General features: G+C 62.3%; 2 protein-coding genes and 1 pseudogene. All 3 read left to right on the top strand.

The window, feature by feature from the left end; translation table 11 throughout:
- Window positions 1–477, top strand: a pseudogene (locus YP76_RS26360) (Tn3 family transposase); the annotation flags it as partial.
- 142 nt (window positions 478–619) lie between these two features.
- Window positions 620–1,486: a recombinase family protein gene (locus YP76_RS26355; protein ID WP_046766332.1), complete on the top strand. Its 867-nt coding sequence runs from the start codon at window positions 620–622 to the stop codon at window positions 1,484–1,486.
- Window positions 1,487–1,492: 6 nt separating this feature from the next.
- On the top strand, window positions 1,493–2,774 hold a 1,282-nt coding region (locus tag YP76_RS26350), incomplete at its 3' end, for a type IV secretory system conjugative DNA transfer family protein (RefSeq protein WP_084733365.1).

The following is a 2,774-nucleotide window of genomic DNA, read 5'->3' as shown; positions in this document are numbered from 1 at the left end:
CGATGCAGACAAAAACCGCCGACCCGGAGGCGATCCTGCGCCGGTTTAGCCGCTCCGAGGTGATGCACCCGACCTACAAGGCGTTGAGTGAGTTGGGCCGCGCGGTCAAGACGATCTTCCTGTGCCGGTATCTGCGCGAGGAGTCCTTCCGCCGCGAAATTCATGAAGGCCTGAATGTCGTTGAAAACTGGAACAGTGCCAACGGGTTGGTTTTCTTCGGCAAGGGCGGCGAGATCGCCACCAACCGCATCGATGAGCAGCAGCTCTCGGTCCTGGCGCTACATTTGCTGCAAGCGTCGCTTGTCTATGTGAACCCGAATGCTTCAGAGCGTGCTGGTGGAACCGAAATGGACGGGCCGGATGACGCCGGATGATTATCGCGGCCTCACACCGCTGATTTACAGCCACGTCAATCCTTATGGCCGCTTCGACCTCGATCTAAATAGCCGGATCGATTTTGGGCGGCTTGCTGCCTGACCGGGGCCTTTCCGCTAGCACCATTGGGGTGCACCCGAACGTGACGATCGGAAGTGACATATGCGACATGTCACAAAAGGGTGGTTCCGTCACCAATGTTACTGTACGAGGGCAAAGCCACCCTAATGTGACGGATTTGCCCATGACCCGCGTCGGCTACGCCCGCGTCAGCACCATCGACCAGGATCTCGATATCCAGGTTGCCCGGTTGAAGGCGGCGGGCTGTGAAATCGTCCGCTCCGAAACAGGCTCGGGCGCATCGCGCACTGGACGCACGGAGCTTGAGACGATCATGCAGTTCCTGCGCGCCGATGACGAACTCGTCGTCCTGCGTCTCGATCGGCTCGGTCGCTCCACACGCGATGTTCTCAATCTGGTTCATGAACTCGACCAGAAGGGAGCCTCATTGCGGGTGCTTGAGCCGGAGGTGACGACGGCCGGAAGCATGGGGCGGATGGTGATCACCATTCTGGGCATGGTCGCGGACATGGAACTGACGTTCATCAAGGACCGGCAGCGCGCCGGGATCGAGGCGGCGCGCGCCGAAGGCGTCTACAAAGGCCGGAAGAAAAACATCGATGACGATGAAATCCGACGCCGGATCACCGCCGGCGCGAGCAAGGCCAGCGTCGCGCGCGACCTCAAGATCTCAAGGATGACCGTCTATCGGGCGCTTGACGTCATTCCTTCAAGGATCGGGCTGCCGGAAAAGCCGCCTTCTGTCACCATCGCCCTGCATCTGACCATCGAGAACTTCAACAAGCATGGTCGTGGCAGAAAGCCCGCTCGCGAGCGCATCGAGGCGATGCTGGAGCGGGATTACCAGATGCAAAAGACCGGGAACTGCGATTACACGCTGACCGTCGCCTATGATCAGGATGCCGATGGCGTCAGCCTCGATGACGAGATCGCATCTCTCCAGACAGAGATGTTCAACATCGCAGAGAGCTACAGGTGCTCGATCGAGACCGATGTTTACGAGATTGGAGGACAAGAGCGAGCCTGGTAGCTCGCCATGTTCAATCTTCGTTCTTCAACATGGCCAAAATCGCAGCTTCGGGCCGACTGGGCCATCCTGCTCGGCACCCAATGGCTGCTCGAAAAGATACTGCCTGTGTCGATCGCCAGCACCATCGCCTGGGCCGCACTGGTTGCCTTCGGGGTGGCGGTCTGGAAGTTCAATCGGCGCTATGGTCGCAACGAACTGCTCGGCTCGGCCGCGTTCGGATCGCGCGCCGATGTGCGCGGCCTGGAATCGAACGGCGGCGATCTGCTGATCGGGCGATCCGCCAAATCCGGCAAGCTGCTCCGCTATGGCGGTCCCGCCCATCTGCTGACAATGGCCCCGACGCGCAGCGGCAAGGGCGTAGGCACCATCATCCCCAACCTGCTGACCATCGACCGCTCGGTGATCTGCATAGACCCCAAAGGCGAGAACGCCCGCGTCACCGCCAGGGCGCGCGCCGCCAAGGGCAAGGTCTGGTGTCTCGACCCGTTCGAGGTGTCGGGGCACCCCCCTGCCCGCTACAATCCGCTCGACCGGCTTGACCCGGCCAGCCTCGATCTGGCCGAAGATGCGATGACCCTGGCCGACGCCCTGGTCCATGATTCCGCAGGGCAAGGCGGCGATGCCCATTGGAACGAGGAAGCCAAGGCGCTGATCGCCGGTCTGATCCTCTATGCTGTGGTCCATGAGGACCGCGAGCATCGCACCTTGGCCACGGTGCGCGACTATCTGACGCTCGCCCCCAAAGGGTTCGCCGATCTGCTCACCCTCATGCAGGACAGCCGCGGCGCCGGTGGCCTGATTGCCCGCGCCGCTAACCGCCAGCTCGGCAAGTCCGATCGCGAGGCGGCAGGGGTGCTATCGTCGGCCCAGCGGCATACCCATTTTCTCGACAGCCCCCGGATCGTCGCCAGCACATCGGCGTCGGACTTCACCTTTGCAGGGTTGAAAGATGGGGTTTCCACGGTGTTTCTGTGCCTACCCCCTGACCGGCTCGACGCCTATTCCCGCTGGCTGCGCCTGCTGGTCGCCCAGGCGCTCACCGACATGGCGCGCTCGCCTGCCAAACCGGCGCGGCCCGTCCTGTTCCTGCTCGATGAGTTCGCTGCCCTGGGCAGGCTGGAACCCGTCGAGCGGGCAATGGGCTTGATGGCAGGGTACGGATTGCAGCTCTGGCCGATCTTGCAGGACATGCACCAGTTGCGCGCCCTCTATGGCGAGCGCGCGGGCACCTTTATGTCGAACGCCGGGGTGTTTCAGGCGTTCGGGGTGAACGACCTCACCACGGCGG

It is taken from the genome of Sphingobium chungbukense (assembly GCF_001005725.1).
GTDB classification, from domain to species: domain Bacteria; phylum Pseudomonadota; class Alphaproteobacteria; order Sphingomonadales; family Sphingomonadaceae; genus Sphingobium; species Sphingobium chungbukense.
Note: the sequence above shows the minus strand (reverse complement) of the source record. Positions and strands in the feature narration are given on the sequence as shown.

What these genes read in the sequence shown, in the direction of transcription:
- YP76_RS26355 (WP_046766332.1), top strand. Translation starts at nt 620, where the DNA reads ATGACCCGCGTCGGCTACGCCCGCGTCAGCACCATCGACCAGGATCTC.